Consider the following 2,524-nt stretch of genomic DNA (forward strand, 5'->3'; position numbering starts at 1 on the left):
GGCGGCCCGCTCCTCGAACAGGTCGACCAGGGTGCGCGCGGGCCGGCCCTGCGCGGTGCCGTTCCAGTCGACCAGCAGCCGGCGGCGCTCCTCCTCGGTGGTCCAGGCCAGCGCGCGCAGCGGGCGGTCCAGCCCGGCGGCCAGCTCGGTGAGCAGCAGCCGCAGCCGCCCGGCGAGGGCGTCCACCGTCGCGGCGTCGAACAGCTCCGGGTCGTAGGCGAGGTCGAAGCCGACCTGCCCGCCCTGGTAGGCGCGCAGCACCAGCGGGAAGCTGGTGGCGTCCCGGGAGGAGACCTCGGCCAGGCGCACCCCGGTGCCGGCGGCGCGGGCGTCGTCGAAGGGGTAGTTCTCGAAGGCGACGATGCTGTCGAACAGCGCGCTGCCGGCGGGGACGTCGCTGAAGCCGGTGAGTTCGGCGAGCGAGACCGCCGAGTGCCGGCGGGCCTCGGCCTGGTCCGCCTGGAGCTCCCGCAGCCAGTCGGCGGCGGTGCGCTCGCCGTCCACCCGGACCCGGGTGGGCAGGGTGTTGATGAACATGCCGATCATCGACTCGACGCCGGGCAGCTCCTCGGGCCGGCCGGAGACGGTGGTGCCGAACAGCACGTCCGGCTCGCCGCTGTAGCGGGACAGCAGCAGCGCCCAGGCACCCTGCACCACGGTGCCGAGGGTCAGCCCGGACTGCCGTGCGGTGCGGGCGAGTTGCTCGGATACCTGCTCGGACAGGGCGGCGCTGAGGCTGCCCGCCGAGCGGGCCCGGTGGGCCTCGCGCCGCGCCCGGTCGGCGGGCAGCGGGGTGGCGGTGGCGAAGCCGTCCAGGACGGACCGCCAGTGGGCCCGGGCGGCCCCGGCGTCCTGGCCGGCCAGCCAGTGCACGTAGTCGGCGAAGGGCCGGCGCACCGCCGGGGCGGGGGCGGCGCCGGTGGTGAGCGCCGCGTACTCGGCGAACACGTCGGTGAGCACCTGGGCGAGGCTCCAGCCGTCCAGGACCAGGTGGTGGGAGGTCCACAGCAGCTGGACCCGGGCCTCGGGCAGCCGGACCAGGGTGAGCCGGGTGAGCGGGGCGGTGGCGATGTCCAGGCCGAGGGCGAGGTCCTCGGCCTTCAGCCGCTCCAGCCGTTCGGCGCGCTCGGCCGGGTCGACGGCCCGCAGGTCCAGGTGGGTCACCGGCAGCCGGACGCCCCGGCGCACCACCTGGAGCGGGGCGGGCACGCCCTCCCAGACCACGGAGGTGCGCAGCGCGGGCGTACGGTCGGCGACCCGCTGCCAGGCCAGGGCGAGGGCGTGCGGGTCGGCGACGCCCTCCAGCAGCAGGGCGGCCTGGTCCAGGTAGACGTCGTCCTCGCCGCCGACCAGGCGGTGGAAGAGCATGCCCTCCTGGAGCGGGGTGAGCGGCAGCAGGTCCGTCACGTCCCGGCCGTCGCCGACCAGCCGGTCCAGCGCGGCCTGGTCGAGGCCGGCCAGCGGGAAGTCGGAGGGGGTGCGGCCGCCGGCGCCGGGGCTCGCGCAGTGCTCGACGATGCCGGTGAGCGCGGCGGCGGTGGCCTCGGCCAGGGCCCGGACGGTCTCCTCCCGGTGCACCCGGTCGCTGTAGTGCCAGGTGAGTTCCAGCTCGCCGTCGGCGACCACGGCGGAGACGTCGAGCAGGTGGTCCAGCGGCTCGTCGGGGGCGAGGTCGCGGCCGGGGGCCTGCCCGGCGGGGGCGAAGTCGCCGCCCTCGGGGGCGGTCCACTGGCCGTGGTAGTTGAAGCAGACCTGCGGCAGCGGACGGTCCCTCAGCGCGGCGGCCGAGCCGAGCCGGGCGAGGGCCTCGTAGCCCAGGCCCCGGCGGGGCACGGCGCGCAGCCGCTCCTTGACCCGCTTGAGGGTGGCGGCCCAGTCCGTCCCTTCCGGCAGGTCCAGGGTGACGGGGTACTGGGTGGTGAACCAGCCGACGGTGCGGGAGAGGTCGAGGCCGTCGAAGAGGTCCTCGCGGCCGTGGCCCTCCAGGGCGACGGCGACCCGCCCGGTGCCGGTCCAGTCGGCGAGGGCCCGGCCCAGCGCGCTGAGCAGCACGTCGTTGACCTGGGTCCGGTAGGCCTCGGGGACCTTCCGCAGCAGCGCCTCGGTGGTGGCCCGGTCGAGCCGGTGGCGCAGGGTGCGCACCGAGCCGGCGGTGGGGGTGCCGGGCAGGTCGACGGGCAGCGGCCCGGCGGGGGCGGCGGTCTCGGCGGTCCAGTACGGCAGGTCCGCGTCCAGGCCGCCGGTCCGGACGAGTTCGGCGAGCCGGTGGGCCCAGTCGGTGAAGGCGGTGGGCTCGGGCGCCGGGTCGGGGGTGCGGCCCTCGGCGGCCTGCCGGTAGGCCTGTGCCAGGTCGGCGAGCAGGACCCGCCAGGAGACGCTGTCGACGGCCAGGTGGTGGGCGGTCAGGAGGAGTTGGGGCCGGGCGCCGTCGGCGGGCCGGAACAGCACGGCGCGCAGCAGCGCCCCGGTGGCCGGGTCCAGCTCGGCGCGGGCGGCCTCGGCGGCCGCCTCCCGCTCCGCCTCC

1 protein-coding gene is annotated in these 2,524 nt (G+C 77.3%); it reads right to left on the reverse strand.

Translation table 11 applies throughout. The features are described 5' to 3' along the window. A partial coding sequence (locus tag AE652_RS39425) for a condensation domain-containing protein (RefSeq protein ID WP_049660397.1) occupies positions 1 to 2,524 on the reverse strand: 2,524 nt, incomplete at both ends.

Origin of the sequence: Kitasatospora sp. MY 5-36 (genome assembly GCF_001182915.1) — a bacterium.
Taxonomy (GTDB): Bacteria; Actinomycetota; Actinomycetes; order Streptomycetales; family Streptomycetaceae; genus Kitasatospora.